Consider the following 25,070-nt stretch of genomic DNA (forward strand, 5'->3'; position numbering starts at 1 on the left):
GAGCCGATTTCACGATCACATTCACAAAGTATTGATCGATACAGCACCACCCTCTAACTTGCTTGTATCACCGGACCGGAAACGGTGCATTCCCCTTCATATTCCAAAGCGGAGACAATGAGTTGAAACGCATTCTTACACTCGCGGCGGCAATCGGTCTGGCGACGGCCAGTACCGGTTGGGCAGACACATTTCTGAGATATGGCGAAGTCGAAGGCTGGAAGGTCTTTATCGATCAGGAAAAGAAGTCCTGCCTGATCGAAGCCGTTGATGATTCCGAAAACGTGGTTCAGATGGGCCTGACCGAAGATCGCGGTGTGGGCTACGTCGGCGTTTTCACGAAGGCCAAAACCAACATCAAAGCCGGTGAGAAAGAAGCCGTGGCCATTCTGATCGGTGACAACATCTATGTCGGCGAAGCCACTGGCATGAAAGGCAATATCACTAAGGGCTATTCCGGCGGTTACGTCCTGTCGGACGATCCGCAGTTCGCCGATGATCTGGCCAAGAAGAAGGTCATGGTGGTGTTTCCCGAGAAAGAGTTTGCCTTCACCGTCGACCTCACCGGCACCTACAAGGCCATGGAAATGGCGCGGAAGTGCAACGAAGAACAGCTCTCATAATCAACCTTCGGAAAGCGCGGCCATCAGCCGTGCTTTCTGCCCCTGATCGTCGGGCTCAGAGATCACATTGGCGAGATCTTCCAACGAGGCGATTGAATGCCCGGCGCGGAAACTGTCGACATGGGGCAGCATGGTTCTGACCCCCTGCGCCTTGGGGGCAAACCCATCCCAGCGCAGCAACGGGTTCAGCCAGATCAATCGCTTTGAGGACAGGTGGAGACGCTCGATTTCTTTCTCCAGCTGTTCGGGCGCGCCACGTTCCAGACCATCAGTGATCAGCAGGACAACCGCGCCCTGCCCCATCACCCGGCGGGACCAGTCGCGATTAAACTGATGCAGACACTCCCCAATCCTTGTGCCACCTTCCCAGTCCTGCGCCTCGGCCCCGGCAGAGGCCAGTGCCGTATCGACGTCGCGCTGATGCAGGTGCCGGGTGATATTGGTGAGGCGCGTACCGAAGGTAAAGGCATCCACCTTTGCCCAGCCCGCCCCCTTGGCATTCGAAACCGTGTGCAGGAAATGCAGGATGATGCGGCTGTATTGGCTCATTGACCCAGAGATATCGCACAACGCCACAAGGTTCGGCCAACGTGGTTTGGGCTTGCGCAACGCGATCTCATGCAACTCTCCACCCTGACGCATGGCCAGGCGCAGCGTGCGCGCGCGGTCGAGCCGATGCCCCAGATGGCTGGCCTGCGCCCGGCGCGATGCGATGGGTTTGACCGGTAAGGTCAACCGCGCCAGCAAGCGCTTGGCTTGTGCCATTTCTTCGGTACTCATCTGTTCGAAATCAAGGTTACGCAGCCGTTCCTCGGACGAGGCTGTCTGGGTCGCATCAATCTCGATTTCTGTCTCGCCCTCCTGCTCGGGCAATTCGGGCTGATCCCGTTCGACCCCCTCAAGCAAGGCCTCGGCGGCGCGTTTTTCGCCAGCATCCGCCTTGCGTTCCTCCTGCACGCCACGAATGGCGGGCAGCATCATGGCCATCATATGCTCCATATAACGCGGGTCACGCCAATAGAGGCGGAAGACCTGCGCGAAGACCGTGCGATGTTCGGGCCGGTTCACGAAACAGGCGTGTAGGGTCCAATAGAAATCCTGTTTCTTGGTGAACCCAGCAGCCTCGACGGCACGGATCGCATCCACCACGCGGCCCGTACCAATCGGAAGACCCGCCTTGCGCAGGGCGCGGGCAAAATGGGTGATGTTCTGCGCCAGCTTGGGGTGGTCGGGGATGTCGAGTGGAAGCTGTTCGGCCATCAGTGTACATAGGGGCACTGCCCCCATGCCCCCACAGTATATTTAAACGGGCGCGACATCAGACGGGTTCGAGTGTAGCTTTGGCTTCATCCAAAATACGTTTGGCCTCAGAGCCTTGCAGTTTCTGGATGTCGTCCTGGTATTTCAGGATCGCGCCCAGCGTGTCTCCGATCACTTCGGGGCTGAGGTTGATCACGTCGAGCGCAAGCAAGCATTTGGCCCAGTCGATGGTTTCCGCCACGCCCGGCTTCTTGAACAGGTCCTCGGTGCGCAAACGCTGGACGAAAGCAACAACCTCCCGGCTCAGCGCCTCGGCCGCTTCGGGGGCGCGGGCGTGCAGGATTTCGATCTCGCGGTCGAAATCAGGGTAGTCGACCCAGTGATAGAGGCATCGGCGTTTCAGGGCGTCATGAACCTCGCGTGTGCGGTTCGAGGTCAGGATGACGATGGGCGGTTCCGGCGCTTTGACAGTGCCCAGCTCCGGGATGGTCACCTGAAAATCGCTGAGAGCTTCGAGTAGGAAAGCCTCGAATGGCTCATCGGTGCGGTCTAATTCATCGATCAACAGGACCGGCGCGCCGTTCTCATCCGGGCGCATCGCCTGCAGCAAGGGGCGTTCGATCAGGTAGTCGTCCGAAAAGAGTTCGGTCTGCAACGCCGCACGGTCCGCCCCACCCGAGGCCTCGGCAGTACGGATCGCCACCATCTGCGCCGGAAAGTTCCACTCGTAAACGGCCGAGGATGCATCGAGACCCTCATAGCATTGCAACCGGATCAGACGGCGGTTCAGGCCAGCGGCAAGCGCTTTGGCAATCTCGGTCTTGCCAACGCCTGCCTCGCCCTCAAGAAACAGGGGGCGTCCGAGTTTCAGCGACAGGAAGACGACCGTCGCCAGAGCGCGCCCACAAACATAGCCCTGGGCGCTGAGTGTTTCCTGCACGGCATCGATGGAATTTGGTTGCGGCATGTGATCCCCTCAATCGCTGCGCCCAACAGGTCATGGTAGCGTGCGCGCGTCAAGACCAAGGCTTTTCCGGGATTTACGACGATCTGATCGGTTGACAAGGCTTTTCCCTCTGAACCGGCTGTGCTAGCCGGGGGCCATGACCGATACGCTCACGATCCGCCGCCCCGACGACTGGCATCTGCACCTGCGCGATGGCGCGATGTTGCAGGCCGTCCTGCCCGAAACCGCGCGTCATTTTGCCCGTGCAATCATCATGCCGAACCTTGTGCCGCCTGTCGTGCGCGGCGACGACGCTGCTGCCTATCGCGACCGTATCATGGCCGCCTTGCCCGATGGCATGACGTTCGAGCCGCTGATGACGCTGTATCTGACCGAGGACACGGCTGCCGACGATGTAGCAGCCGCCCATGCCAGCGGGCTGATCAAGGCGGTCAAGCTGTATCCGGCAGGCGCGACGACCAACTCTGCCTCGGGTGTGCGCGATTTCGACAAGGTGCGCCCGGTGCTGGAGAAGATGGCCGAAATCGGTTTGCCTCTTTGCGTACATGGCGAGGTCACCGATTCCGAGATCGACATCTTCGACCGTGAGGCCGTATTTATCGACCGAATTCTTGATCCGATCCGTAAGGCAACGCCGGGACTGCGTGTCGTGATGGAGCATATCACCACCGCGAACGGCGTGGATTATGTCAAAGCTAATGACACTGATCTGGGCGCAACGATCACCGCGCATCACCTGATCATCAACCGCAACCATATCCTGGTGGGCGGCATCAAACCCCATTACTACTGCCTGCCAGTTGCCAAACGTGAGGAACACCGGCTGGCTCTGCTGGCTGCGGCCACCTCAGGCGATGCGCGGTATTTCCTTGGCACAGACAGTGCCCCCCATACGGATGACAACAAGGAAATGGCCTGTGGCTGTGCCGGGTGCTTTACGGCCACCAACACCATGTCACTGGTGTCAGAGATGTTCGATCGCGAAGGCGCGCTGGACAAGCTGGAAGGCTTTGTTTCCCTGAATGGCCCTGCGTTCTATGGACTGCCGGTGAACGAAGAGATCATCACTCTGACAAAAGGCGAACCGGTCGCGTACCCATCCAAGATCGAAACGGGCGACGGGCCTGTGACTGTATTCGATCCGGGCTTTCCGCTGCATTGGCGCGTTGCCTAATCGGATAGCCTGTCTGCCAAATCCGCTGCGCGCCCGCCGGTGCGCAGCATGGACCAGATCGCGTCTGCTTCGTCTCCACCAATCAGTTTAGCAGCCTTGCCCCGCACACGATCCTCCCGATCCGAAAGCGACATCGGGGCCAGCAGATCATGGCTTGCCTCCAGCCGCGCACCATCGCGGCGCAGCAGCGACAGGTGAGCTTGCGTTTCGGATAGACTCTCATCCGCCTCAACGGTGATCCGATCTCTCAGGGATTGCAGACGCGGGTCGGCGCATATTTTGTCAGAATAGCTGCCCGGTAATGCGGTGTCATAGCCAAGCGATTGCATCGCCAAAACAGTGCGATACGAGAACTTCGCCCCAAGCCCCGTCGAAGGTTCCAACTGATTGCAGACGCTCATCCAGCGGGGGTGAGTTTTGACCTTGATTTCCGCAACCTCAGGTTCGGCGATATCAAGATCAAGCGCCGCCTCAAGGGCCGCGTGCAGACCATGGCAGCAGGCGTGGAACTTATGGCTGACGGCCTCAAACAGCCATTCATCACCCAATCCCTGCAGCGCACTGTCGGCATCGTCTGTACCCAGATGCGTGGCACCGAAACCGTATGCCCCTCCGAGAGCATCAGCATTGGGTAGAAATCCGTTTCGAATCAACAGCGCCGCTTCCAGCCCGTTCGATGCGGCGATACCTGCGTTGTAAGGCTTGCCCATGGTTCCAAATTGCGCTTTCAGACCGGACGCACGTGTCGCGGTCAAGCCAATCAGCGCAGACATCTGTGCCGCATCGAACCCCATGATACGCCCGGCTGCGACGGCAGCCCCGAACGCACCGGCAGTTGCGGTCTGGTGATATCCGGCCTGATAATGCGCCCGCCCCAGCCACAACCCGATCCGGATCGAAGTTTCCATACCGATCAAGGCAGCCTCAAGGAAGTCGACCAGGGGGCGATCCTCCCACGCCGCAATAGCCAAAGCCGCGGGGACAACGGCCACCGAGGGGTGGCCGATATGGGCGAAATGGGTGTCGTCATAGTCCAGCGCGTGGGCAATGGTGCCGTTCACCAGCGCAGCCGCACGTAAAGGTGCGGCGCCTCCGCCAAATAATCGGGCCTGTTCCATGCCGCCCTCAGACAGGACCATCTGCCGTACAATCCGCGACACCGGCTCCTCTGCCCCCGCGCGCCCGACAGCAAGCCAATCCAAAACGGACAAAGAGGTCACGATGCGCGCTTGCTTCGTGGTTGAGACGGGGCCTGCAGAAAATTCAGCAAGCGTGGAAGTCAGTGTGCTCATGCAGCGCAGTCTAGCGTGCACTGCCCCGTCGTAAAGCCTCAGCCGTAGAGGTCCGCCGCGCGCTGTTCGAAGGCACGCACAATCCGATGCATCGCCTCGTTGAATACGACACCAATAATGCCTTGCAGCACCGCGTTCTTGAATTCGAAATCAACGTGGAACGAGACATTGCATCCCTCATCCGTATCTTCGAATTCCCAATCCGAGCGCATGTATTTGAAGGGTCCATCCAGATATTCGGTATCAATCCGTTTATGCGCATCGAACAGCGTGACCCGGCTGCCAAAACGTTCGCGAAACACTTTAAACGAGATGACCAGATCAGCCTCCATCACCTTGCCGTCCCCTGCAGCATAGGTGCGGCGGATACGGGCTGCGGCGCACCAGGGAAGAAACTCCGGGTATTTCGCCACATCCGCGACCAGATCATACATCTGCTGGGCGGTGTAAGGCAGCGGTCGGGTTTCAGAGTGTGTTGGCATGATATCCGGGATTCACTGGTGACAATGGCGCGTGATTTCGTATGTTGCGCGCCAAAGATCAAGGGGGCAGCGATGAGTGACCGCGCATATGTGATAGATGAGATGATCTCGGCCAAGGCCATTGCCGCGCGGATCGAGGCATTGTGCCGCGAAATCACAGAGGAATTCGGCGGCACCGACAAGCTGATTGTCGTGGGACTGCTTCGCGGCAGCTTCGTTTTCATCGCGGACCTTGTGCGCGAGCTTGATCTGCCAATCGAGGTCGATTTTCTTGAGGCATCTTCTTACGGAGACTCGATGGAGAGCAGCCGGGAGGTCCGTATTCTCAAAGATTTGCGTGGCGCTATTGAAGGGCGCGATGTGCTGGTGGTCGAGGATATCGTCGATACCGGCCACACGCTGAACCACGTCACCAAGCTGCTGCAAAGCCGCAAGCCCGCGCGGCTGAAATCTATCGCATTGCTGGACAAACCCAGCCGGCGCGAAGTTGACTTCCGTTCAGACTGGATCGGGTTCGAAATTCCGGATGAATTTGTTGTGGGCTACGGTATCGATTACGCCCAACGCAACCGCAACCTGCCCTTTATCGGCAAGGTTCGGTTCGTCGAATAGCACCAGAAATGAACCTGCGCCATTTCCTTCGCATGACCTTATGGGCGCGCAATCCGCCATCTGAGCGCCGCGTGAAACTGGTTTTGGGCGTCATCTTGTTATGCTTGCTGATTGTAGGCATAGAATTTATGGGCTGGTGGCCGGACTGGGCGGGCAGCGAGCCGAGAAAACTCAGGCCGTAAGGGTACGCTCAATCGCAGCCAGAAAAATGCCGGTGCCTATCGGGATCAGCGCGTCGGGAAAATCATAGTCGGGATTGTGCAATTGCGGATGATCCCCTCCTGCACCCAACCAGAACATCGCTGATTTCGCACCTTTGCCGAACTGACCAAAATCTTCGGAAAACCGTTGGGGTTCTTTAACCAGCCTGTGCCACACGCCCTGCGCATCACAAGCATCCGACAGGATCTGAGCGGCCTCTTCGTCGTTCGTGCAAGCCTCGAAGATGTCGTCGTAAGTGATCTCAACCGTCAGCCTTTCAGCCTGTGCGGTGGATTCGACCAATGTCTCGGCCTCTTCGATCAAACGCTCCATTCGGGCATCCGAAACCGTGCGCAACGTCACCCACAGCTCGGCATATCCCGGTGCAACGCCAAAAGCGGGCTCTCCCAATTGTGCATGGGTAACGGTGGTCAGCGCATAGTCAGCATCCAGCGCACCACCCAGCCCAAGCCGCGCCAGCGCAGGCATTAACTCCGAGATCGCCAGCGCCGGAGACACCCCATCCTGCGGCGCCGCGGCATGAGAGGTTTTTCCAGTCAGTGCAATCCGCATCCCGCGCGATGCACAGTTGGTCGGACCGCTGCAGATCTCAACCGCTCCGTGATCAAGCCCCGGAAGATTGTGTAGTGAGAACACGTAATCTGGGGCGATGTCTTTAAATTTCGGATCGCTGCGAAAGGCTTTGGCACCCTTCCCGGTTTCCTCGGCGGGCTGAAAGATCAGCACTACCCGGCCTCGCGACGAGCGCTTTTCACCCAGCATGAAAGCGACGCCAAGGACCATCGCCATATGGCCGTCATGACCGCATAGATGCCCCTTACCAAGGTATTGCGATGCATATGGCACCTCCGAGATTTCCTGAATTGGAAGGCCATCCAGCTCGCAACGGATACCAACGGTCGGTCCGGGTTTGCCACTATCATAAACCGCTGCGACCCCGTAACCACCGATTTCAGTTAAGACAGTGTCGGGATCGCACGCCTGCAATAAGTTCGCGATGCTCGTAGCTGTCCCGCGCTCGTCACCTGAAATCTCTGGCACCTGATGTAACTCATGGCGCTTTTCAATAAGCCAGCTCTGAAGCTCAGGGTTCACACCTGCCCCAGTTTTTTCTGGCGCGCATCGCGCAGGCGGGCAAAATCATCCCCTGCATGATAAGAGGACCGTGTCAGAGGCGTGGCCGATACCATCAGGAATCCCTTGCCATAGGCCGCCTTTTCATACGATGCGAACTCTTCCGGTGTGACGAAACGATCAATACCGTGATGCTTCGGGGTTGGCTGGAGATACTGACCAATTGTCAGGAAATCGATATCGGCTGCGCGCATGTCATCCATGACCTGACGCACCTGCTGCTCGTCTTCACCCAATCCGACCATGATGCCCGACTTGGTGAAGATCGACGGATCCATTTCCTTCACACGCTGCAACAGACGCAGAGAGTGGAAATAACGCGCGCCCGGGCGCACCTGCGGATAAAGCCCCGGAACCGTTTCGAGATTGTGGTTGAACACATCCGGCTTGGCTTCAACCACGATTTCCAGAACGGAAGGATCACATTTGAGGAAATCCGGCGTCAGGATTTCAATCGTGGTCTTGGGCGAACGGTGGCGTACCGCGCGAATGGTCTGCGCGAAATGCTCAGCTCCGCCATCTTCCAGATCATCGCGATCGACCGAGGTGATCACCACATGGTTCAACCCCAGTTTCTGCACCGCATGGGCGACACGTCCGGGTTCGAACGCATCCAGCTCATCCGGTCGGCCGGTGGCAATGTTGCAGAAGGTACAACCGCGGGTACAGATCTCGCCCATGATCATCATGGTGGCGTGACCCTGGCTCCAGCACTCACCAACATTCGGGCAACCAGCTTCTTCGCAGACGGTCACCAGATTGTTGTCACGCATGATCTTATGGGTTTCGGCATACCCTTCGCCGCCCGGAGCCTTGACGCGAATCCATTTCGGTTTGCGCGGGGCCGCATTGTCAGGCCGATGCGCCTTTTCCGGGTGTCTTTGCTCGGGAATTTTCAGATCACGCACAACGGGCTTTCCTGACTTTGGGTCAATTCACTTCGCGCTTAACATAAACCGACTACAGGGGTTAGGCCAGTGACGCATAGCCGCTATGCGCCTCAACTACGCAACCGCAGAAACATAGACACAACTTACAGATTTTCATGTTTATTTTCAATGGTCGTGACTGGGGCTTAGATATTTTGCAACTGCAGTATATCTATTGTTGAAGCTGATTTAGAATCGTTTTAACCCTCGCATCAAACATATGTGAATCACAGGAGTTTGATGATGAAAACCGGTGCAAAACTGCCTGAAGTGACCTTCCACACGCGCGTTCGCGACGACTCGATCGAAGGCCCGAACCCGTTCCGTTGGGAAGATAAAACCACCGCTGATTATTTCGCAGGTAAGCGCGTCATCCTGTTTTCGCTGCCGGGTGCGTTCACGCCGACCTGCTCGACCTATCAGCTGCCAGGTTTTGAAAACGGCTTCTCGGATTTCACTGATAAAGGGATCGATGCAATCTATTGCATGTCCGTGAATGACAGCTTTGTCATGAACAAATGGGCAGCGGATCAGGGCCTGCAGAATGTTGATGTGATCCCGGATGGTTCGGGTGAGTTCACCCGGAAAATGGGCATGCTGGTCGACAAAGACAATCTGGGTTTCGGCATGCGCTCGTGGCGCTATGCGGCCATCGTCAACGATGGCGTGGTCGAAGCATGGTTCGAAGAGCCCGGCCTGATGGATAACTGCCCCGAGGATCCTTATGGCGTGTCATCGCCCGAAAACCTGATGAAGCATCTGGATGAAGTGCGCGAGCCCGCGCTGGCCTGATCAGATGTGATTGCATGACAAGGCCCGCCGTTCGGCGGGCCTTTTTTGATCAGGTGCGGGTTTGCGCGACGACGTCTTCTCCGACCTGCCGGATCACCTCGGACAGGCGATCGAACCACCCCTCGCCTCCGGTCGAAGAACGCCGCACTAGGCCAATCGTTCGCGCCGGTTGAGGGGTCGCAAAGCGCAGCAAACGCAAGCCCGGCACCGCGTCGGCCTCTGCCCTGGCTGCCAGTTCCGGCATCAGGGTCAAGCCAAAGCCCTCAGCCACCAGTCGCGACAGAGTGGCCAAGGACGAGGCCCCCATATTGATCTGCCCGCTGGCCCGATCCTGACCACAAACCTCAAGCGCTTGATCGGTCAGACAATGCCCGTCCTCAAGCAACATCAACTGCGCCGCTTGTAGATCCAGAGGGCGCAGTGCCTCGGGGCTGATGGTCAGTCGATTGAGACGCGATTGGCTGCCCGCCAGCAGGAAACGATCTTCGAACAAGGGTTCTTCGTGCAAAGCGGTCCCGCCTGTGGGCAGCGCCAGCACCGCCGCATCGATTTCACCCCCCCGTAGCATCGCAAGTAAGCGTTCGGTCCGGGCCTCACGTATTCGGACACGCAACGAAACATCGCCAGAGCGCAACCCTGCCAATACCCCCGGCAATAGATAGGGCGCGACGGTTGGAATGATGCCAATCGACAAGGACCGGTGCCCACCGGAATGGTCCCGCGCGAACCGGTCCAACCGATCAGCGGCTATGAGCACCTGATCGGCATGATCCAGAACATCTCTGCCCAAAGGCGTTAGCAGAATGTCACGGGCCTGCCGTTCAAACAGAGGGCCACCCATCGCTTCCTCTAGCGCTTTGATCTGAACTGACAGCGCGGGCTGAGAGACATGACAAACCTGTGCTGCACGGCCAAAGTTTCGCTGCTCGGCAACGGCGCGGAAATACTGTAACTGGCGAAATGTGAAATTCATAATCTTGGATTATCACTTTCCGACAGAACCACAATATCTATATATCAACCGATCATACGGTCGCGTTCAGTCTGCTCTTCATAATGCCGCTTGAGCCGTTGCAGGGCGATACGCAGCACGATCTTGCCCGACCGCGCCGACCAGCCCATGCGCTTTTCTGCAAGCTCTAACCCCTCAAGATAACAACAGCAGCGCAGTGCAACATCGCTGAGCCCCGGCCCCAGGTCAGACAAAGCACGCGCCACACGATCGCGCGCACCGGACGACCCCTGTCCGATAGGCCCATCCGCCGTGAAATCTCCTCGGCCACCACCGGTCAGGAAACGATCCCAGTTCTGCGTGACCTGAGGTCCGATTTGCGCAAGTTCGAAATCCTCGCGCAAGCGTTCACCTGCACCGACAAGTGTTTCATCAAGAAACGGCTTTCCGTCCCGGTCCCGTCGACGCGCAAGGGCAATCAACGGGCTTTCGGTCGTGCTATAGCGGGCTCGTGCCGACGCCTTGGGCTGAAGTTTCGCTCCCGCTCCAACGGTCTGAAACGGAGCTTGCGCTTCGGCCATGCCGAACTCACTCTGCGCGCGGGCACGATTTTCGGAATCGGCCAGCAGATGGCTCATCGCCGAGCGGCCCGACGTCGTAATCCGGTATCGTGAAATTCGCCCCGGATTGTCGCACGAGATCCAATCTTTCAACGCCAGGGCTTGCGCGATCTTGCAGTCAACGACGGCGGTTCGGGTCGTTCCACAATCCCCACTATCGCGCACTACAACCGCCTTATCCATATCCTCTGCCACGGCCAGCACCGCACCAGATTCACATAGTCGGCGCAGCACCCGCAGCGCTTCGCGTTCGAACGCATCGTCTTTTGGTTCATCAGATGGATAATCGGGGGCAGGATAGCGGGCCGAGTTCTCTGTCATAGGGGCGAAATGGGTCTGCGCCAATGATCGCAACGCAGCATCGACCAGCGGGTCGTCACGGCGCATCTCAACACGGCGAATTTGTCTTAAGATGGTCGACGCATGGCATCCCGCCGCCCGGGCGATATCCCGAATGGACCGGCCCGACTCGGTATGATCAAGATATCGTTGCGCCCCTTCGGGGACCCAGGTCGGTACGTTGAAAGCCACGCTGTTTTCCATAGTTCAATGCCCTCGTCGACAAAACAAACTGACAGTTTTCGCCGTCGGATTCTTAGTTAACCAAATCTAACTAGAGTCGCTTTCGTTACTCGTTCGTTAATCACAGACGGCACGGAGCAGAATTGATTCAAAAAGATAAACAGTCATGAAACCATCGTTCGGAGGGAGCTTAAACAAGGCAACACCCGCTTAAGTTGTGCGACATCTTTAGCATCAGAACAAAAACGAAGGAACGCTGCCGTGCAGGACCTGATGACCATGATCGCCACACTCCGCCGCCCACGCTTGCTAAGCCGAGCCGCGAAAATTGGAGCAAAGGACTATAATCGAGACCGGCACTTGCAACGAGTTTTGGGCTATGGGTCGATACCCAGTACAGGATCAGCGTTGATCCGACTCATGGAACTGGAGCGGGAGCTTGATCTGCAAAGGCGGGAAGATGACGCAGCCTATTCTCTGGTGCGTCATCTGGATATTTTGATCGCTCTGATCGGCGAGGCACAGCTGTTTCAAGCCAGCCGTACCACGCGGTATCAGTGATCAGGTGAAGGCATCCGGCATGGACGCCTTTTTCTCAGCGACATAGGCATCAAGCGCGGCCTTCACATCGGGATCGAGCTGCGGCTGCTGGTAATTGGCCAACAGATGCTCGACCCGTGCCGAGGCAAGCGTTCGTGTATCGCGGGCGCCCTCTTCTTCCCAGGTCTCGAACGGCTTGTAATCCAGCAGATCGGTCTTCCAGAACGCCTCTTTGAAGTTCGCTTGTGTATGCGCGCAGCCCAGATAGTGGCCACCGGGTCCGACCTCTTGGATCGCATCCATAGCCTGCGCATTTTCGTCATAGGCCACACCTTTGGCCAGACCGTGCAAGACACCCAGTTGGTCGGCATCCATGACGAATTTCTCAAAATCCGCCACCAGACCACCTTCAAGCCAACCGCAAGAGTGCAGCATGAAGTTCACGCCCGACATCAGACCCATGTTCAGCGAATTCGCGGTCTCATACGCGGCCTGCGCGTCCGGCAATTTCGAGCCGCAGAAAGAACCGGCCGAGCGATAGGGCAGTCCCAGTCGCCGCGCCAATTGGCCTGCACCATAGGTCACGTGCGAGGCTTCGGGAGTCCCGAAGGTCGGCGCGCCCGAGTTCATGTCGATCGACGATACAAACGCACCGAAGATCACCGGAGCACCCGGGCGGATGATCTGGCTATAAGCCACACCAGCCATGACCTCGGCCAGCACCTGCGTCAGGGTCCCGGCCACCGAAACCGGCGCCATCGCACCGCCCACGATAAAGGGCGAGATGATGCAGGCCTGATTGTTCTTCGCATAAACCTCCAGCGAGCCCATCATCACATCGTCGAACGTCATCGGCGAGTTGATGTTGGTCAGCGAGGTCATCACCGTGTTGTTCTGCACGAATTCCTTACCGAAAAGAATCTCGCACATCTCAACCGAATCCTGTGCCCGGCTGGGATCGGTGACCGAGCCCATGAACGGCTTGTCCGACAGGGTCATATGCGCCATCAACATGTCCAGATGGCGCTTGTTCACCGGGATATCGGTCGGCTCGCACACCGTGCCGCCCGAATGGTGCAGCCATTTGGACATATAGGCGAGTTTCACGAATTTGTTGAAATCGTCCATGGTCGCATAGCGGCGACCGCTTTGCGCATCGCGCACGAACGGAGGGCCATAGACCGGGGCCAGAACCATATTGCGACCGCCGATGACCACCGATTTCTCGGGGTTGCGGGCGTGCTGGGTGAACTCGCTGGGGGCGGTCTTGATCAATTCGCGCGCCAGACCGCGCGGCAGTCGCACACGCTCTCCCTCGACATCGGCACCGGCATCTTTCCAACGTTCCAGCGCAGCCGGATTGTCGACAAAGTTGACCCCAACTTCGGCCAATATGGTCTCTGCGTTGGCTTCGATGATCTGCAACGCTTCTTCGTTGAGAACCTCGAAATTGGGAATGTTGCGTTCGATGTATTTCGCGGTTTCGATCTTGACCGCCGTGCGCTCGGCCCGACGGGCGGCACCACCGCCACCCCGTGCCCTGCGCCGGGTGTTTGCCTCTGCCATTGAGAAAATCCCGTGATTGGTTGGTTTGGTAAATTAGTTACATGAACGGCAATCACCGCCGCAGGTAGTTTACGGCGCAATAGGGGTAAAAGCGACATGAACCGCCGCTGATCGCGGCCCTGCTGAGTTTGGCCCCTACGTCACTTTTTTCTGCATCACGACCGAGTTTCCCGAGGTTTGGACCTCATGCCAGCCCAGATGCGTATACATCGCACGCGTCGCACGCATCAGCCGATGGGTCCGCAAACGGAGAATCGAAATCCCCGCCTCAGCCGCCCTGAGTTCCGCGACCGCAAGCAGCTGTCGCGCGACGCCCTTGCCCTGCGCCTCTGGCGAAACGGCAAGGTTAAAAATCATCATCGCATCCGCCTGCTGATCAAAGACAATGACGCCCAAAAGACGCCCAGCTTCTTCAGCAACAACAACCTGATGCGCCGCAATTTCTTCGGCGACCCCGCTCGTTACATCGGGCAGATCGGTGATGTCACGCATTGCCGGTGCATAGGCGTCTGCGATACAGGCCCGTATCGCTTTGGCGTCGCCGTCTTCGGCAGTCCTGAGCTTTAGGGTCGTCATATGTCAGCCTCCTTGCTCAATTGACGTCATTGCGCTTGCACAAGCAAGGCTTGCGACCTAATAGCCAGTCATGACCCAAGACACCCACGACCGCCTTCTGATCATCGACTTCGGCAGCCAGGTAACCCAGCTGATCGCCCGTCGCCTGCGCGAGCTGAACGTCTATTGCGAAATCCACCCTTATCAAAGCGTGACGATGGACTTTGTCCGGGAAATGGCCCCCAAGGCCGTGATCTTCTCGGGCGGGCCGGACAGTGTCACGCGCGAAGGATCGCCCCGCGCCCCGCAAGAGATCTTTGATTACGGCGTTCCGATCCTGGGCATCTGCTATGGCCAGCAGGTGATGATGCACCAGTTGGGCGGCAAGGTCGAAAGCGGACATGGCACCGCCGAATTTGGCCGCGCCTTCGTGACCCCGCAAAGCAAGCTCGATATCCTTGATGGTTGGTTCGCGGACGGCGATGAGCAGGTCTGGATGAGCCATGGCGACCATGTCAGCGAAATCGCCCCGGGCTTTGAGGTGTTTGGCACCTCACCGAACGCCCCCTTTGCGATCACCGCCGATCCCGCGCGTCATTTCTATGCCGTGCAGTTTCACCCCGAAGTGCATCACACACCCAAGGGCGCCAAACTATATGAGAACTTTGTCAAACTGGCAGGGTTCACCGGCGACTGGACCATGGGCGCCTATCGCGAAGAGATGATCCGCAAAATTCGCGAGCAGGTCGGGGACAAGAAAGTTATTTGTGGCCTTTCGGGCGGCGTCGACAGCTCGGTCGCGGCGATCCTGATCCACGAGGCGATTGGCGATCAGCTGACCTGCGTGTTTGTCGACCATGGCCTGCTGCGCAAGAACGAGGCCGCCGAGGTCGTTGGCATGTTCCGCGACAACTATAATATCCAGTTGATCCATGCAGATGAAAGCGACCTGTTCCTGGGCGAGTTGGACGGGCAAAGCGACCCGGAAACCAAGCGCAAGATCATCGGCAAACTGTTCATAGACGTGTTCCAGAAACATGCCGATACCATCGACGGTGCCGAGTTTCTGGCGCAGGGCACACTGTACCCCGACGTCATCGAATCTGTCTCGTTCTCGGGCGGTCCTTCGGTAACCATCAAGTCCCACCACAATGTCGGCGGCCTGCCTGAAAAGATGGGCCTCAAACTGGTTGAACCACTGCGCGAACTGTTCAAGGACGAAGTGCGCGCCCTGGGCCGTGAACTGGGCCTGCCGCAAAGCTTTATCGGTCGCCACCCCTTCCCCGGACCCGGCCTGGCCATCCGCTGCCCAGGCGAAATCACGCGCGAAAAGCTTGAGATTCTGCGCGAGGCGGATGCGATCTATATCGACCAGATTCGCAAGCACGGCCTGTATGACGAGATCTGGCAGGCCTTCGTGGCCATCCTGCCCGTGCGCACCGTCGGCGTGATGGGCGACGGGCGCACATATGACTATGCCTGCGCCCTGCGCGCGGTGACCTCGGTCGATGGCATGACGGCGGATTACTACTCGTTCAGCCACGAATTTCTGGGTGAGACCGCCACGCGCATCATCAACGAGGTCAAGGGCATCAACCGATGCACTTACGACATCACCTCAAAACCACCCGGAACCATCGAGTGGGAATGAGCGAAAAGCCGGGTCACAGCCCGGCTTTTTATTTTGCAATCCCGGACAAATCGCCCTTTAGTCAGCGTGTTATACCCCGAAACGGCATTTAAGCGATGGATGAGAGCAAAACGCAGATCGGCAAAGCCGCGCTCTGGATGACCGGGGCGATTGCCTCGTTTTCCTCCATGGCTGTGGCGGGCCGAGAACTAAGCCTGGTGCACGACACGTTCGAGATCATGTTCTACCGCAGTCTCGTCGGTATCTGCGTAGTTGCGCTGGTACTGAGCGTGACACGCAAGTGGCATCAGGTCACAACCAAACGTCTGGGGCTACATGGCGCACGAAACCTGCTGCATTTTATTGGACAGAACCTTTGGTTCTACGCCGTCGCTGTCATCCCCTTGGCGCAGGTCTTCGCCCTTGAATTCACAAACCCGATTTGGGTCATCCTGCTGTCCCCGTTGTTTTTAGGAGAACGCCTGACTGCCACGCGTGTGACAGCAGCGTTCATAGGGTTTGCAGGCATCCTCATCGTGGCACGACCGGGCGTGACCTCGATCAGCCCGGGCGTTATTGCAGCCGCCCTGTCTGCAATCTTCTTTGCCCTAACCAACATCTCGACCAAATCCCTGACGCGCATTGCCAGCATCGGCTGCATCATGTTCTGGCTGACAGTCATGCAGGCGGCGCTTGGCCTCATCGCCTCGGGGTTTGACGGTGACATTGCGCTGCCCTCGTTCAACACCGCCCCTTATCTGCTGCTGATCGGGTTGGCGGGATTGCTGGCGCATTACTGCATCACCAATGCATTGGCGATCGCTCCGGCGACGGTCGTCGTGCCATTCGATTTTGCCCGCCTCCCGACCATCGCGATTATAGGTATGATCCTCTATCAGGAGCCGCTGGATCACTGGACACTGCTGGGTGCTGTGGTGATATTCTCAGGCATCTTCCTGAATGTTTGGTCCGAGAATCGTGCCAATTTGGCAACACACGCTCACCGTGCCGACGCGGACTAACGCTCCGTCACCGGTTGACCTTATTTTAAGTATTAAGACAGTAACACCCGGTAACGAAGCCGGGTGTGCATGTGAGGGTGCATCTAACAGGCAAATGGACAGAGTTAGGGAGGAATAAATGAAAAAAGCGCTGTTCAAGGCGTGTGCGCTGTGTGTCGGGGCCACAGCTGTGCAAGCGGGCGGTCTTGACCGAAGCGGTCAGGGTGTCAACATTTTGTTCGAGGAAGGGTCCGTCGCCCAATTCCGACTTGGTTATACCAACCCAAGCGTAAGTGGCTCGATGGAGGACCGGATTACCGGCAGCCCGACATTCGGCGAAACCATCGATTCTGGTAATGTCGCAAACGACTTCTTTACACCGCATCTTGCCTATAAGACATCTCTGACTGAAAGACTCGACTTCGCTCTGGTCTACGACCAACCTTTTGGCGCCGATATCGACTACTCAGCAGATTATCCGCTGTCTCAGAACGTGCTGTCCGGCTTTCCTGGAGGAAGCACAGACGTGCTGCGAGCGAAGGCAGACACAGATGCTGTCACCGCGCTACTGCGGTACAAGTTGGACAGCGGATTCAGCGTAATCGGTGGCGTTCGGGCGCAGCGCTTGAAAGCAAGCGTTTCGGTACCGATCGCGGGCGCAGGCACCACGCCGCCGCAAGGCGGATACCGCGTCGAAACCGACGATGAAATCGACTTTGGATATGTTGTCGGCGTCGCTTGGGAACGACCTGACATAGCAGCCCGTGTAGCCTTGACCTATAACTCGAAGATCACACACGATCTGTCGCAAACCGAAGCGAACGATTTCATCAACGGATTCATTCCACCCGGAATTCCGACGATAGGTCGTACAAGCGCCGACTCGACAACCGAAGTCGTAACGCCGCAATCCGTCAACCTCGACTTTCAGACGGGCGTCGCCCCGAAAACGCTGCTGTTCGGGTCGGTCCGCTGGGTTGACTGGCCGCAGACAGTTTATGCTCCGCCGGTTTACGAAGGTCTGACCGGGATCAATCTGGTCGATTATGAAGAAGCCACGTGGACCTACTCGCTTGGCCTTGGCTACCAGTTCTCAGAACAGTTTTCAGGCGCAGTGACGTTGGGCTACGAAAGCTCGCAAGGTAACTCGGTTTCGAATTTGGGCCCGACAGACGGGTTCTGGAGCATCGGCCTAGGCGGCACCTACTCCTTCGAGAAAGCTCAACTTTCGGGCGGTGTACGCTATACGGATATCGGTGATGCGACCGCAAATGGAACCGGCCCGGACAACCGCGCGACCTTTACTGGCAACAGCGCCTGGAGCGTCGGCTTCCAGATCACATATTCTCTGGACTGATACAGCCAGAAAACCAACTGCAAAGCCCCGCCATTCGGCGGGGCTTTTTCGCATGTTTCGGGTCGATCACTTGTCAGAGAGATGCCAGAACAGGCCATGGCTATTCAGAAATCACTCTCTCCTCGCGCATGGGCCGAACTGATCCTACTCGGAGTAATCTGGGGCGGATCCTTTCTGTCGATCCGCATCGCGTTGGATACGATCCCATTCGTAACGTCCGTATTTCATCGTGTCTTCTGGGCTTCTCTTGCGCTTTGGATCGTCATCTGGTTGCAAAAGCAGACCATTCCCCGCGATCCACGCATCTGGGGCGCATTTCTGGTGATGGGAATTCTGAACAATGTGTTGCCCTTCTCTCTTATGGCCTGGGGCCAGCTTCATGTCGAAGTCGGGCTGACCTCAATTCTGAACGCCACGACAGCCGTCTTTGGTGTTCTGCTTGCCGCCCTTTTCTTTCGTGATGAACGCCTGACCAAGACACGCTTGCTGGGGGTCGTGCTGGGTTTTCTGGGCGTTTCAATTACAATCGGCCTCAATCAGTTTCATACCTTCAATCTGGGCAATCTTGGGCAACTGGCCATTTTGTTCGGCACATTTTCCTACGCCCTGGCCGCAGTCTGGGCCCGCAAGCAACTGGGCGATCTCTCTCCGCAGATCGCTGCCGCAGGAATGCTGACGACCTCAACCCTCATCATGCTGCCGGTCACGCTAATGGTAGACGGTGCCCCTACCCTTGCGCTCCCCGCGGTGACATGGATCGCCATCGCATATTACGCATTGGTGGCTACGGCGGGTGCCTATCTGCTTTACTATCGCGTGCTCCAACAAGGGGGCAGCGGCAATGTATTGCTGGTAACCTTGATCATCCCGCCGGTCTCAATCTTGCTTGGCGCTCTGGTCAGGGACGAGGCCCTGCCCACGCGCGCCTTCGTTGGTTTCGCTATCTTGGCACTAGGGCTGCTAATCCTCAGCCAATCCCGCAGACGCGATTGACGCCGCCAACCGCCCGATTTAGCTAATGCAAAACAAGGGACGGCGGATGATGATCTATAGCTCGGCAAAAGACTGGCGCGAAGCTGAACGGAAAAAAGTGCTGTTCTTCGGCATGTCCGGGCTGGGCAAATCCTATGTCTCGAACACTCTGCGTGAAGCCGGGGACTGGTTCCACTATTCCATCGATTATCGCATCGGCACCCGCTACATGGGCGAATACATCACCGACAATGCCAAAGCCGAAGCAATGAAGGTTCCATTTCTGCGTGAACTGCTGTTGTCAGACTCGATCTATATCGGATCGAATATCAGCTTTGAAAACCTGACGCCGGTATCGACCTATCTGGGCAAACCCGGCAACTCGGAACTGGGTGGCCTTGAAATCTCTGAATATCAGCAGCGACAGGAGCAATTCCGGCTGGCCGAGATCCACGCCCTGCTGGACACCAAGTACTTCATCGAACGCGCCAAACGCCTTTATCATTATCCGCACTTCATCTGCGATACCGGAGGCTCGATCTGCGAATGGGTCGAACCCGACGATCCCAATGATCAGATCCTCAGCGAACTTTCCAGCCAGACCCTGATGATCTGGATCAAGGGCGACGACGCGCATACCGAAGAGCTGATCCGCCGCTTTGACAAAGCGCCTAAGCCTATGTCCTATCAGGCCGAGTTTCTGGCTCGCGTCTGGGCCAAGTATTTGGCCCTCAACGATTGTTCCGGGGATGAGGTCGATCCAGACGCCTTCATCCGCTGGACCTATGCCCAAGCTTTGGCGCATCGGCAGCCGCGATATGCGGCCATGGCGCGCAACTGGGGTGTCACAATCGAAGCCGACGACATCGCCAAGGTGCGCGACAGCGGTGATTTCGATGAGTTGATCGAGCGCACTCTTGAGACCCGCGCCAACCCCACCTAAGTTCCAGACTTCTTTCGCAGTTTCAGCAGCGTGACCATATGCCTATCAAAATACCCTCAGACCTGCCCGCCTTTGACGTCCTGACCAATGAGGGCGTCATGGTCATGGCCGAGGATCAGGCAGCACGTCAGGACATTCGTCCCTTGCGGATAGGTCTGTTGAACCTGATGCCCAAGAAGATTCAGACGGAAAATCAGTTTGCGCGTTTGATCGGTGCGACCCCCTTGCAGATCGAACTGTCTTTGATCCGCATGACCGAGCATAAGACCAAGAACACCGCGGCCGCGCATATGGCCGAGTTCTATCACCCCTTTCAGGAGGTGAAGGATCAGAAGTTCGACGGCCTGATCATCACCGGCGCTCCGATCGAGCATCTGGAATTTCCCGATGTCACCTATTGGGAAGAGATGTGCGAAGTCTTCGATTGGTCTCAGACCAACGTGCATTCGACCTTTGGCGTCTGCTGGGGCGGAATGGCGATGATCAACCATTTCCACGGCGTCAAGAAACACATGCTGGATGCCAAGGCCTTTGGCTGCTTCCGTCACAGGAACCTGGCATCCGCATCACCATATCTGCGTGGATTTTCCGACGATTGCGTCATTCCTGTCAGCCGCTGGACCGAGATGCGACAGGATGAGATCGATGCAGCGAAGGGTCTGACCACCCTACTGGGAAGCGACGACGTAGGCCCTTGTCTGGTCGAAGACCCCGAACATCGCGCGCTCTATATCTTCAATCACTTTGAGTATGACAGCGACACGCTCAAGCAGGAATATGATCGTGACGTGGCCAACGGAACGCCGATCAACGTACCGATCAACTATTATCCCGATGACGATCCAAGCCAGGATCCGCAGAACCGATGGCGCAGTCACGCGCATCTGCTGTATGGCAACTGGATCAACTCCATCTACCAGACAACCCCGTTCGATCTGACCAAAATTGGCCAGTAAACTTCTCATATCCCTTTGTGTCGTGGCCGCAGGTCTTGTCGCAGCGACTGCTTGGCGCAGCGCCCAACGGGAAGCGCGGGCCGAGGCCTCGTTTCCGCCAGAAGGGCAAATCGTCGAAGTTGACGGGGTTGCGGTGCATGCCGTGATCATGGGCGAAGGTCCGGATGTCGTGTTGATACACGGCTCCAGCGGCAATACACGCGATATGACCTTTGCACTGGCCCCGATTCTGGCAGAGAATTATCGCGTCATCGTCTTTGACAGACCTGGCCTTGGGTATTCCGATAGCTTTAATCCCAGCGGCGAAACAATTGTAGAACAAGCAGAAATACTGCAACGCGCCGCAGCACAGCTTGGCGCAGAAAAGCCTATTGTTGCCGGGCAAAGCTATGGCGGATCGGTTTCTCTGGCATGGGCTGTGACTCGGCCAGAAAACATCTCCGCACTCGTCCTGATCGCCCCAGCCGCCATCCCGTGGGAGACACCGCTTGACGCTTTCAATACCATTGGCGCAACTTCGGTCGGGAATGCGCTGGCTCTGCCCTTGATTTCCGCCTATGTGCCGGATTGGTATGTCACCAAGGCTTTGGATAAGGTTTTTGCACCCCAGAAGGCTCCTGAGGGCTATGCCGAGCATTTCGGTCCAGGCTTGACGATGCGCCGCGCGTCAATGCACGCAAACGCGAAACAGCGTGCAAACCTGTTGGATGAAGTGACCGAGCTTCAACCGCGTTATGGCGAAATATCGGTTCCGACGGAAATCGTCCACGGCACCGCGGATGATACCGTTGGTCTAAGCTGGCATTCCGAACGTCTGATCGAACAAATCCCAGGCGCCGAACTTATCGAGTTGGATGGAATCGGCCACATGCCACAAGTCGTTGCCGCCACCGAAGTCGCAGCCGCTATAGACCGCGCTGCCGAACGCGCGGGTTTGCGTTAGGGCGATCCGTAATCCATAGTAAGATATGGATTTTATGGCGAGGCTGCACATGACCCGAACAGATCAAGGCGCTATCGAAAGTTACTTCCGAAATGAAGCGCCGAAAGAGGTTCGAACCGCCATCGAAGACGCCGGGAAAGGCGACATCCTGAACCCATACTACCCATATTCCGACAAGATGAAGGGGAAGGATTACAATGAACAAATGGATGCGCTTCAGATCGAACTGGTAAAGATGCAATCCTGGGTCAAAGCGACGGATCAGCGGGTTGCCATCCTGTTTGAAGGCCGTGATGCTGCAGGAAAAGGTGGCACAATCAAACGGTTCCGGAAAAACCTTAATCCACGCGGAGCGCGCAACGTGGCGCTCAGCAAGCCTTCGGATGCGGAGCGCAGTCAGTGGTATTTTCAACGTTATATCTCTCACCTACCCTCAGCGGGTGAAATCGTGTTCTTCGATCGAAGCTGGTACAACCGGGGTGTCGTTGAAAACGTTTTCGGCTTTTGCACCACAGACGAACGTGAGAGGTTTTTTCGCCAGGTTATTCCATTGGAGAACGGGTTCCGAAATGACGGCATTCACATGTTCAAGTTCTGGCTGAATGTCGGGCGCGCTGAGCAGTTGAACCGGTTCCTCGCCCGCGAGACTGACCCGCTGAAACAATGGAAGCTCAGTCCGATTGACGTGGCTGGGTTAAGCAAATGGAATGAATACAGCCAGTCGATTTCAGAGACGCTCACGCGCAGTCATTCCGACGACTGTCCTTGGACGATCATCCGATCAGATGACAAGAAACGTGCGCGACTGGCGGCTATTCGCACTGTGCTAAGCGCTCTGGAGTATGATGGGAAAAACTCAGAGGTGGTTGGCATTCCAGACGACAAGATTAGTGGCGGCCCGGACATCTGGGATGCTTGAGCGCGCTGGTTCCGAGCACAGCCCATACATATATAAGAAAAAATGCGCCTGAGGCCGGGATGACAAAACGCGGATATCACCACGGAAATCTGAAACAAGCACTGATCGAAGCGGCCTTGTCGCTGATCGAGCAGAAAGGCCCAACCGGATTCACCCTATCAGAAGCTGCCAAGACTGCCGGCGTCACACCAGCCGCCGTTTACCGGCACTATGAAGGGCGCGAGGACCTGATCGCCGAGGCCGCCCGACAAGGGTTCGAGATGTTCGCGGACCTGATGCAGTTCGCCTATGATAAAGGGCAACCCTCGGCACTGGCCGCATTTGAGGCAACGGGCCGCGCTTATCTGGCCTTTGCCCGCAAGCACCCGGGGCATTACATTGCGATGTTTGAAAGCGGAATTTCGGTCAATCGGACGCCAGAGCTTGCCCTTGCAGCCAACCGGGCGAAAAACGTGCTCGAAAAGGCAGCAAGCGATCTTTCGCAGCATATCCCACCCGAAAAGCGCCCGCCTGCGTCGATGTTCAGCGCGCATATCTGGGCGATGAGTCATGGAGTGGTTGAACTTTTCGCGCGCAATACAGGCGCAAGCTCTCCGTTTCCGCCCGAAGATCTTCTGGAGACCGGAATCGGCATCTATCTGCGCGGTCTGGGGCTGGTGGATCAGGACGACTAAAGCGTCAGAACACCCGGCTGGGCTTGGGCGTGTTCAAACGTGAAGTGACGTTGATCAGGTCCATATGCCCCATACCCTTGATATCGACCGGCCCGATATCAGTGATCTGGAATTCATCGATCAGCGCATATTTCATCTCTTCCGGTGCTACGATCCGCATCGGATTGGCAAAGACCTGCAGACGAGACGCAATATTCACCGCCGGGCCGAAAACATCATAGACGTATTTCTGAATCCCTACGACCGAGCCCACAGCAGGCCCCATCCCCAACCCGATCCGAGCCTGCCATTTATGCGGGTGGCTTTCGTTGCGACGCTCAAGATACCGTAGGAACCGAACCGCGCAATGAGCGACTGCAGTCGCATGGTCTGGCGTCTCGTCCGGCATTCCGGAAACGGCCAGATAAGCATCGCCGATGGTTTTGATCCGCTCACAGCCAAACTGTTCGACGATGCGATCGAAGGCTGTGAAAATATCATTCAACTCGCTCAGCGTGACAGTGGGATCGGTCTTGGCCGCAAAATCAGTGAAACCCACGAAATCGAGCATCACCACCGATACTTGGTCGAACAATTGAGGGGTAACAACGCCAAAGGTCTTGAATTCTTCATAGACCGCTTTCGGCATAAGGTTCAGCAGTAACCGTTCAACGCGCTCTTTCTCGCGCTCCAGCTCACGCGTGTTCCGCTCGACCATGGTCGAGTAGCTGTCGATCATGCTTTCCAGTTCGCGGATTCGCGTGATGTTCTGGCACTCAACCACCAGAACCTGTTCATCCAACCCATTGGCGAGAGAGACTGTCGTGGCAAAGATCAGCGTCCGGCGTTTGGGCTTAATCTGCAGTTCCACTGAATAGCGCAGGCCGGATTGCTTTACGTCCTCAAGCTCTTTCCGGTCCAGGCTGGGCAAAATATCCAATAAGGTCTGCCCTTCCTCGGGTGTTCCGAACCATTCGGCAAACGGCCCGTTATGGAACACAAAGGTCAAATCCGAAGCGCGCAGCACCGCGACGCCGACACCAATCGCGCGCAGCAAATGTTCGTTGATGGCAAGAATGCTCATGCAGCGTTCCGAGCAACGATAATTGACCGTTTGCTCTCAATCGCGTCCAGTGCGACGTTTATGTCTGGCTCTGACATACCGTGCATCGCCAACGCTTCGCTAAACAGCGCAGCCATTTCGTCGAAATCCGCATGCGTGATCTTCAGATGCCGATGAACCGCTTCTATCCGGTCATCGCTAAACGAAGCCGGGCCTCCGACCAACGATGAGACGAATTTTGTCTGATGATCAATCAGACGCGGCATGTCGATGTCGTCGAAATAGTCCCCGATTTCATCGGATTCCAACGCCATTTCATAGAATGACATTACAATGCGGCTGATGGTTTTGAAGCCACCATACTTTTCATAGATCGTCTGACTCACAACAC

General features: G+C 57.0%; 26 protein-coding genes. 14 read left to right on the forward strand and 12 right to left on the reverse strand.

Annotated features, from left to right (window positions below; genetic code table 11):
* The first annotated feature begins 122 nt into the window (after positions 1-122).
* Positions 123-623 (forward strand): hypothetical protein, encoded by a 501-nt coding sequence (locus ACR0NF_RS05040; protein WP_480469971.1) that lies wholly within the window; start codon positions 123-125, stop codon positions 621-623.
* Here the strand turns inward: ACR0NF_RS05040 and ACR0NF_RS05045 are convergent, their stop codons facing one another.
* On the reverse strand, positions 624-1,883 hold the full coding sequence (locus tag ACR0NF_RS05045; protein ID WP_480777867.1) for a vWA domain-containing protein: 1,260 nt from the start codon (positions 1,881-1,883) through the stop codon (positions 624-626).
* 58 nt (positions 1,884-1,941) lie between these two features.
* On the reverse strand, positions 1,942-2,850 hold the full coding sequence (locus tag ACR0NF_RS05050; RefSeq protein ID WP_480469973.1) for an AAA family ATPase: 909 nt from the start codon (positions 2,848-2,850) through the stop codon (positions 1,942-1,944).
* A 136-nt stretch (positions 2,851-2,986) separates the two neighbouring features.
* Between ACR0NF_RS05050 and pyrC the strand changes: the two genes are divergently transcribed.
* On the forward strand, positions 2,987-4,024 hold the full coding sequence (gene pyrC / locus ACR0NF_RS05055; RefSeq protein ID WP_480777868.1) for a dihydroorotase: 1,038 nt from the start codon (positions 2,987-2,989) through the stop codon (positions 4,022-4,024).
* On the opposite strand, the gene ACR0NF_RS05060 is transcribed toward pyrC, so the two are convergent.
* Positions 4,021-5,316 (reverse strand): MmgE/PrpD family protein, encoded by a 1,296-nt coding sequence (locus ACR0NF_RS05060; RefSeq protein WP_480777869.1) that lies wholly within the window; start codon positions 5,314-5,316, stop codon positions 4,021-4,023. The genes pyrC and ACR0NF_RS05060 overlap by 4 nt on opposite strands.
* Before the next feature lie 38 nt (positions 5,317-5,354).
* Complete coding sequence (locus tag ACR0NF_RS05065) at positions 5,355-5,798, reverse strand: type II toxin-antitoxin system RatA family toxin (protein ID WP_480777870.1); 444 nt, start codon at positions 5,796-5,798, stop codon at positions 5,355-5,357.
* A gap of 72 nt (positions 5,799-5,870) precedes the next feature.
* On the opposite strand from ACR0NF_RS05065, the gene hpt reads away from it, so the two are divergent.
* Positions 5,871-6,410 (forward strand): hypoxanthine phosphoribosyltransferase, encoded by a 540-nt coding sequence (hpt, locus tag ACR0NF_RS05070; RefSeq protein ID WP_480469977.1) that lies wholly within the window; start codon positions 5,871-5,873, stop codon positions 6,408-6,410.
* A 171-nt stretch (positions 6,411-6,581) separates the two neighbouring features.
* Here hpt and ACR0NF_RS05075 read toward each other — a convergent pair whose 3' ends face one another.
* Both ACR0NF_RS05075 and lipA read right to left on the reverse strand, forming a co-directional pair.
* Positions 6,582-7,727: an amidohydrolase gene (locus ACR0NF_RS05075; protein ID WP_480657867.1), complete on the reverse strand. Its 1,146-nt coding sequence runs from the start codon at positions 7,725-7,727 to the stop codon at positions 6,582-6,584.
* Positions 7,724-8,674 carry a lipoyl synthase gene (gene lipA, locus ACR0NF_RS05080; protein ID WP_480657868.1) on the reverse strand — a complete coding sequence of 317 codons (951 nt, stop codon included), beginning with the start codon at positions 8,672-8,674 and terminating at the stop codon, positions 7,724-7,726. Before lipA ends, ACR0NF_RS05075 begins: the two co-directional genes overlap by 4 nt.
* A gap of 264 nt (positions 8,675-8,938) precedes the next feature.
* Here lipA and ACR0NF_RS05085 point away from each other — a divergent pair, with 264 nt between their 5' ends.
* On the forward strand, positions 8,939-9,487 hold the full coding sequence (locus ACR0NF_RS05085) for a redoxin family protein (RefSeq protein WP_480667005.1): 549 nt from the start codon (positions 8,939-8,941) through the stop codon (positions 9,485-9,487).
* Between the two features lie 49 nt (positions 9,488-9,536).
* On the opposite strand, the gene ACR0NF_RS05090 is transcribed toward ACR0NF_RS05085, so the two are convergent.
* On the reverse strand, positions 9,537-10,460 hold the full coding sequence (locus tag ACR0NF_RS05090; RefSeq protein WP_480667006.1) for a hydrogen peroxide-inducible genes activator: 924 nt from the start codon (positions 10,458-10,460) through the stop codon (positions 9,537-9,539).
* A 44-nt stretch (positions 10,461-10,504) separates the two neighbouring features.
* Positions 10,505-11,602, reverse strand: coding sequence for a DUF6456 domain-containing protein (locus tag ACR0NF_RS05095; protein ID WP_480777871.1), 1,098 nt, complete (start codon positions 11,600-11,602; stop codon positions 10,505-10,507).
* A 252-nt stretch (positions 11,603-11,854) separates the two neighbouring features.
* Between ACR0NF_RS05095 and ACR0NF_RS05100 the strand changes: the two genes are divergently transcribed.
* Positions 11,855-12,142, forward strand: a complete 288-nt coding sequence (locus ACR0NF_RS05100) for a DUF6477 family protein (protein ID WP_480777966.1) — start codon at positions 11,855-11,857, stop codon at positions 12,140-12,142.
* Here ACR0NF_RS05100 and ACR0NF_RS05105 read toward each other — a convergent pair whose 3' ends face one another.
* Both ACR0NF_RS05105 and ACR0NF_RS05110 read right to left on the reverse strand, forming a co-directional pair.
* Positions 12,143-13,687 (reverse strand): trimethylamine methyltransferase family protein, encoded by a 1,545-nt coding sequence (locus ACR0NF_RS05105; RefSeq protein WP_480777872.1) that lies wholly within the window; start codon positions 13,685-13,687, stop codon positions 12,143-12,145.
* A 135-nt stretch (positions 13,688-13,822) separates the two neighbouring features.
* Positions 13,823-14,263: a GNAT family N-acetyltransferase gene (locus ACR0NF_RS05110; protein ID WP_480469985.1), complete on the reverse strand. Its 441-nt coding sequence runs from the start codon at positions 14,261-14,263 to the stop codon at positions 13,823-13,825.
* Between the two features lie 70 nt (positions 14,264-14,333).
* Between ACR0NF_RS05110 and guaA the strand changes: the two genes are divergently transcribed.
* The 9 genes from guaA (at position 14,334) to ACR0NF_RS05155 (ending at position 23,637) form a co-directional block, all read left to right on the forward strand.
* Positions 14,334-15,893, forward strand: a complete 1,560-nt coding sequence (gene guaA / locus ACR0NF_RS05115) for a glutamine-hydrolyzing GMP synthase (protein WP_480469986.1) — start codon at positions 14,334-14,336, stop codon at positions 15,891-15,893.
* 95 nt (positions 15,894-15,988) lie between these two features.
* The gene (locus tag ACR0NF_RS05120; RefSeq protein ID WP_480469987.1) at positions 15,989-16,894 is read left to right on the forward strand and encodes a DMT family transporter; all 906 of its coding nucleotides are present in this window, start codon (positions 15,989-15,991) and stop codon (positions 16,892-16,894) included.
* 118 nt (positions 16,895-17,012) lie between these two features.
* Positions 17,013-18,230: an OmpP1/FadL family transporter gene (locus ACR0NF_RS05125; RefSeq protein WP_480469988.1), complete on the forward strand. Its 1,218-nt coding sequence runs from the start codon at positions 17,013-17,015 to the stop codon at positions 18,228-18,230.
* Between the two features lie 96 nt (positions 18,231-18,326).
* Positions 18,327-19,223 carry a DMT family transporter gene (locus tag ACR0NF_RS05130; protein WP_480667010.1) on the forward strand — a complete coding sequence of 299 codons (897 nt, stop codon included), beginning with the start codon at positions 18,327-18,329 and terminating at the stop codon, positions 19,221-19,223.
* Between the two features lie 49 nt (positions 19,224-19,272).
* Positions 19,273-20,145, forward strand: coding sequence for an ATPase (locus tag ACR0NF_RS05135; RefSeq protein ID WP_480777967.1), 873 nt, complete (start codon positions 19,273-19,275; stop codon positions 20,143-20,145).
* Positions 20,146-20,183: 38 nt separating this feature from the next.
* Complete coding sequence (metA, locus tag ACR0NF_RS05140; protein ID WP_480469990.1) at positions 20,184-21,101, forward strand: homoserine O-acetyltransferase MetA; 918 nt, start codon at positions 20,184-20,186, stop codon at positions 21,099-21,101.
* A gap of 22 nt (positions 21,102-21,123) precedes the next feature.
* Positions 21,124-22,044, forward strand: a complete 921-nt coding sequence (locus tag ACR0NF_RS05145; RefSeq protein ID WP_480469991.1) for an alpha/beta fold hydrolase — start codon at positions 21,124-21,126, stop codon at positions 22,042-22,044.
* 49 nt (positions 22,045-22,093) lie between these two features.
* Positions 22,094-22,963, forward strand: a complete 870-nt coding sequence (gene ppk2 / locus ACR0NF_RS05150; RefSeq protein WP_480777873.1) for a polyphosphate kinase 2 — start codon at positions 22,094-22,096, stop codon at positions 22,961-22,963.
* Positions 22,964-23,022: 59 nt separating this feature from the next.
* Positions 23,023-23,637 carry a TetR/AcrR family transcriptional regulator gene (locus ACR0NF_RS05155; RefSeq protein ID WP_480777874.1) on the forward strand — a complete coding sequence of 205 codons (615 nt, stop codon included), beginning with the start codon at positions 23,023-23,025 and terminating at the stop codon, positions 23,635-23,637.
* A gap of 4 nt (positions 23,638-23,641) precedes the next feature.
* Here ACR0NF_RS05155 and ACR0NF_RS05160 read toward each other — a convergent pair whose 3' ends face one another.
* A complete protein-coding gene (locus ACR0NF_RS05160) occupies positions 23,642-24,700 on the reverse strand; it encodes an adenylate/guanylate cyclase domain-containing protein (protein ID WP_480469994.1) in 1,059 nt (352 codons plus the stop codon).
* Positions 24,697-25,065, reverse strand: a complete 369-nt coding sequence (locus tag ACR0NF_RS05165) for a group I truncated hemoglobin (RefSeq protein ID WP_480469995.1) — start codon at positions 25,063-25,065, stop codon at positions 24,697-24,699. The genes ACR0NF_RS05160 and ACR0NF_RS05165 overlap by 4 nt, the downstream gene beginning before the upstream one ends.
* Positions 25,066-25,070: the final 5 nt, after the last annotated feature.

It is taken from the genome of Ruegeria sp. CF4 (assembly GCF_056537345.1).

Excerpts from the sequence above, each read along its gene's own strand:
- ACR0NF_RS05110 (WP_480469985.1), bottom strand. The coding sequence starts at position 14,263 with ATGACGACCCTAAAGCTCAGGACTGCCGAAGACGGCGACGCCAAAGCG.
- pyrC (WP_480777868.1), top strand. The coding sequence starts at position 2,987 with ATGACCGATACGCTCACGATCCGCCGCCCCGACGACTGGCATCTGCAC.
- ACR0NF_RS05085 (WP_480667005.1), top strand. The coding sequence starts at position 8,939 with ATGAAAACCGGTGCAAAACTGCCTGAAGTGACCTTCCACACGCGCGTT.
- ACR0NF_RS05160 (WP_480469994.1), bottom strand. The coding sequence starts at position 24,700 with ATGAGCATTCTTGCCATCAACGAACATTTGCTGCGCGCGATTGGTGTC.
- ACR0NF_RS05095 (WP_480777871.1), bottom strand. The coding sequence starts at position 11,602 with ATGGAAAACAGCGTGGCTTTCAACGTACCGACCTGGGTCCCCGAAGGG.
- ACR0NF_RS05125 (WP_480469988.1), top strand. The coding sequence starts at position 17,013 with ATGAAAAAAGCGCTGTTCAAGGCGTGTGCGCTGTGTGTCGGGGCCACA.
- hpt (WP_480469977.1), top strand. The coding sequence starts at position 5,871 with ATGAGTGACCGCGCATATGTGATAGATGAGATGATCTCGGCCAAGGCC.
- ACR0NF_RS05100 (WP_480777966.1), top strand. The coding sequence starts at position 11,855 with ATGACCATGATCGCCACACTCCGCCGCCCACGCTTGCTAAGCCGAGCC.
- ACR0NF_RS05050 (WP_480469973.1), bottom strand. The coding sequence starts at position 2,850 with ATGCCGCAACCAAATTCCATCGATGCCGTGCAGGAAACACTCAGCGCC.
- guaA (WP_480469986.1), top strand. The coding sequence starts at position 14,334 with ATGACCCAAGACACCCACGACCGCCTTCTGATCATCGACTTCGGCAGC.
- ACR0NF_RS05130 (WP_480667010.1), top strand. The coding sequence starts at position 18,327 with ATGGCTATTCAGAAATCACTCTCTCCTCGCGCATGGGCCGAACTGATC.
- ACR0NF_RS05120 (WP_480469987.1), top strand. The coding sequence starts at position 15,989 with ATGGATGAGAGCAAAACGCAGATCGGCAAAGCCGCGCTCTGGATGACC.
- ACR0NF_RS05105 (WP_480777872.1), bottom strand. The coding sequence starts at position 13,687 with ATGGCAGAGGCAAACACCCGGCGCAGGGCACGGGGTGGCGGTGGTGCC.
- ppk2 (WP_480777873.1), top strand. The coding sequence starts at position 22,094 with ATGACCCGAACAGATCAAGGCGCTATCGAAAGTTACTTCCGAAATGAA.
- ACR0NF_RS05135 (WP_480777967.1), top strand. The coding sequence starts at position 19,273 with ATGATCTATAGCTCGGCAAAAGACTGGCGCGAAGCTGAACGGAAAAAA.
- metA (WP_480469990.1), top strand. The coding sequence starts at position 20,184 with ATGCCTATCAAAATACCCTCAGACCTGCCCGCCTTTGACGTCCTGACC.
- ACR0NF_RS05065 (WP_480777870.1), bottom strand. The coding sequence starts at position 5,798 with ATGCCAACACACTCTGAAACCCGACCGCTGCCTTACACCGCCCAGCAG.
- ACR0NF_RS05155 (WP_480777874.1), top strand. The coding sequence starts at position 23,023 with ATGACAAAACGCGGATATCACCACGGAAATCTGAAACAAGCACTGATC.
- ACR0NF_RS05090 (WP_480667006.1), bottom strand. The coding sequence starts at position 10,460 with ATGAATTTCACATTTCGCCAGTTACAGTATTTCCGCGCCGTTGCCGAG.
- ACR0NF_RS05045 (WP_480777867.1), bottom strand. The coding sequence starts at position 1,883 with ATGGCCGAACAGCTTCCACTCGACATCCCCGACCACCCCAAGCTGGCG.
- ACR0NF_RS05060 (WP_480777869.1), bottom strand. The coding sequence starts at position 5,316 with ATGAGCACACTGACTTCCACGCTTGCTGAATTTTCTGCAGGCCCCGTC.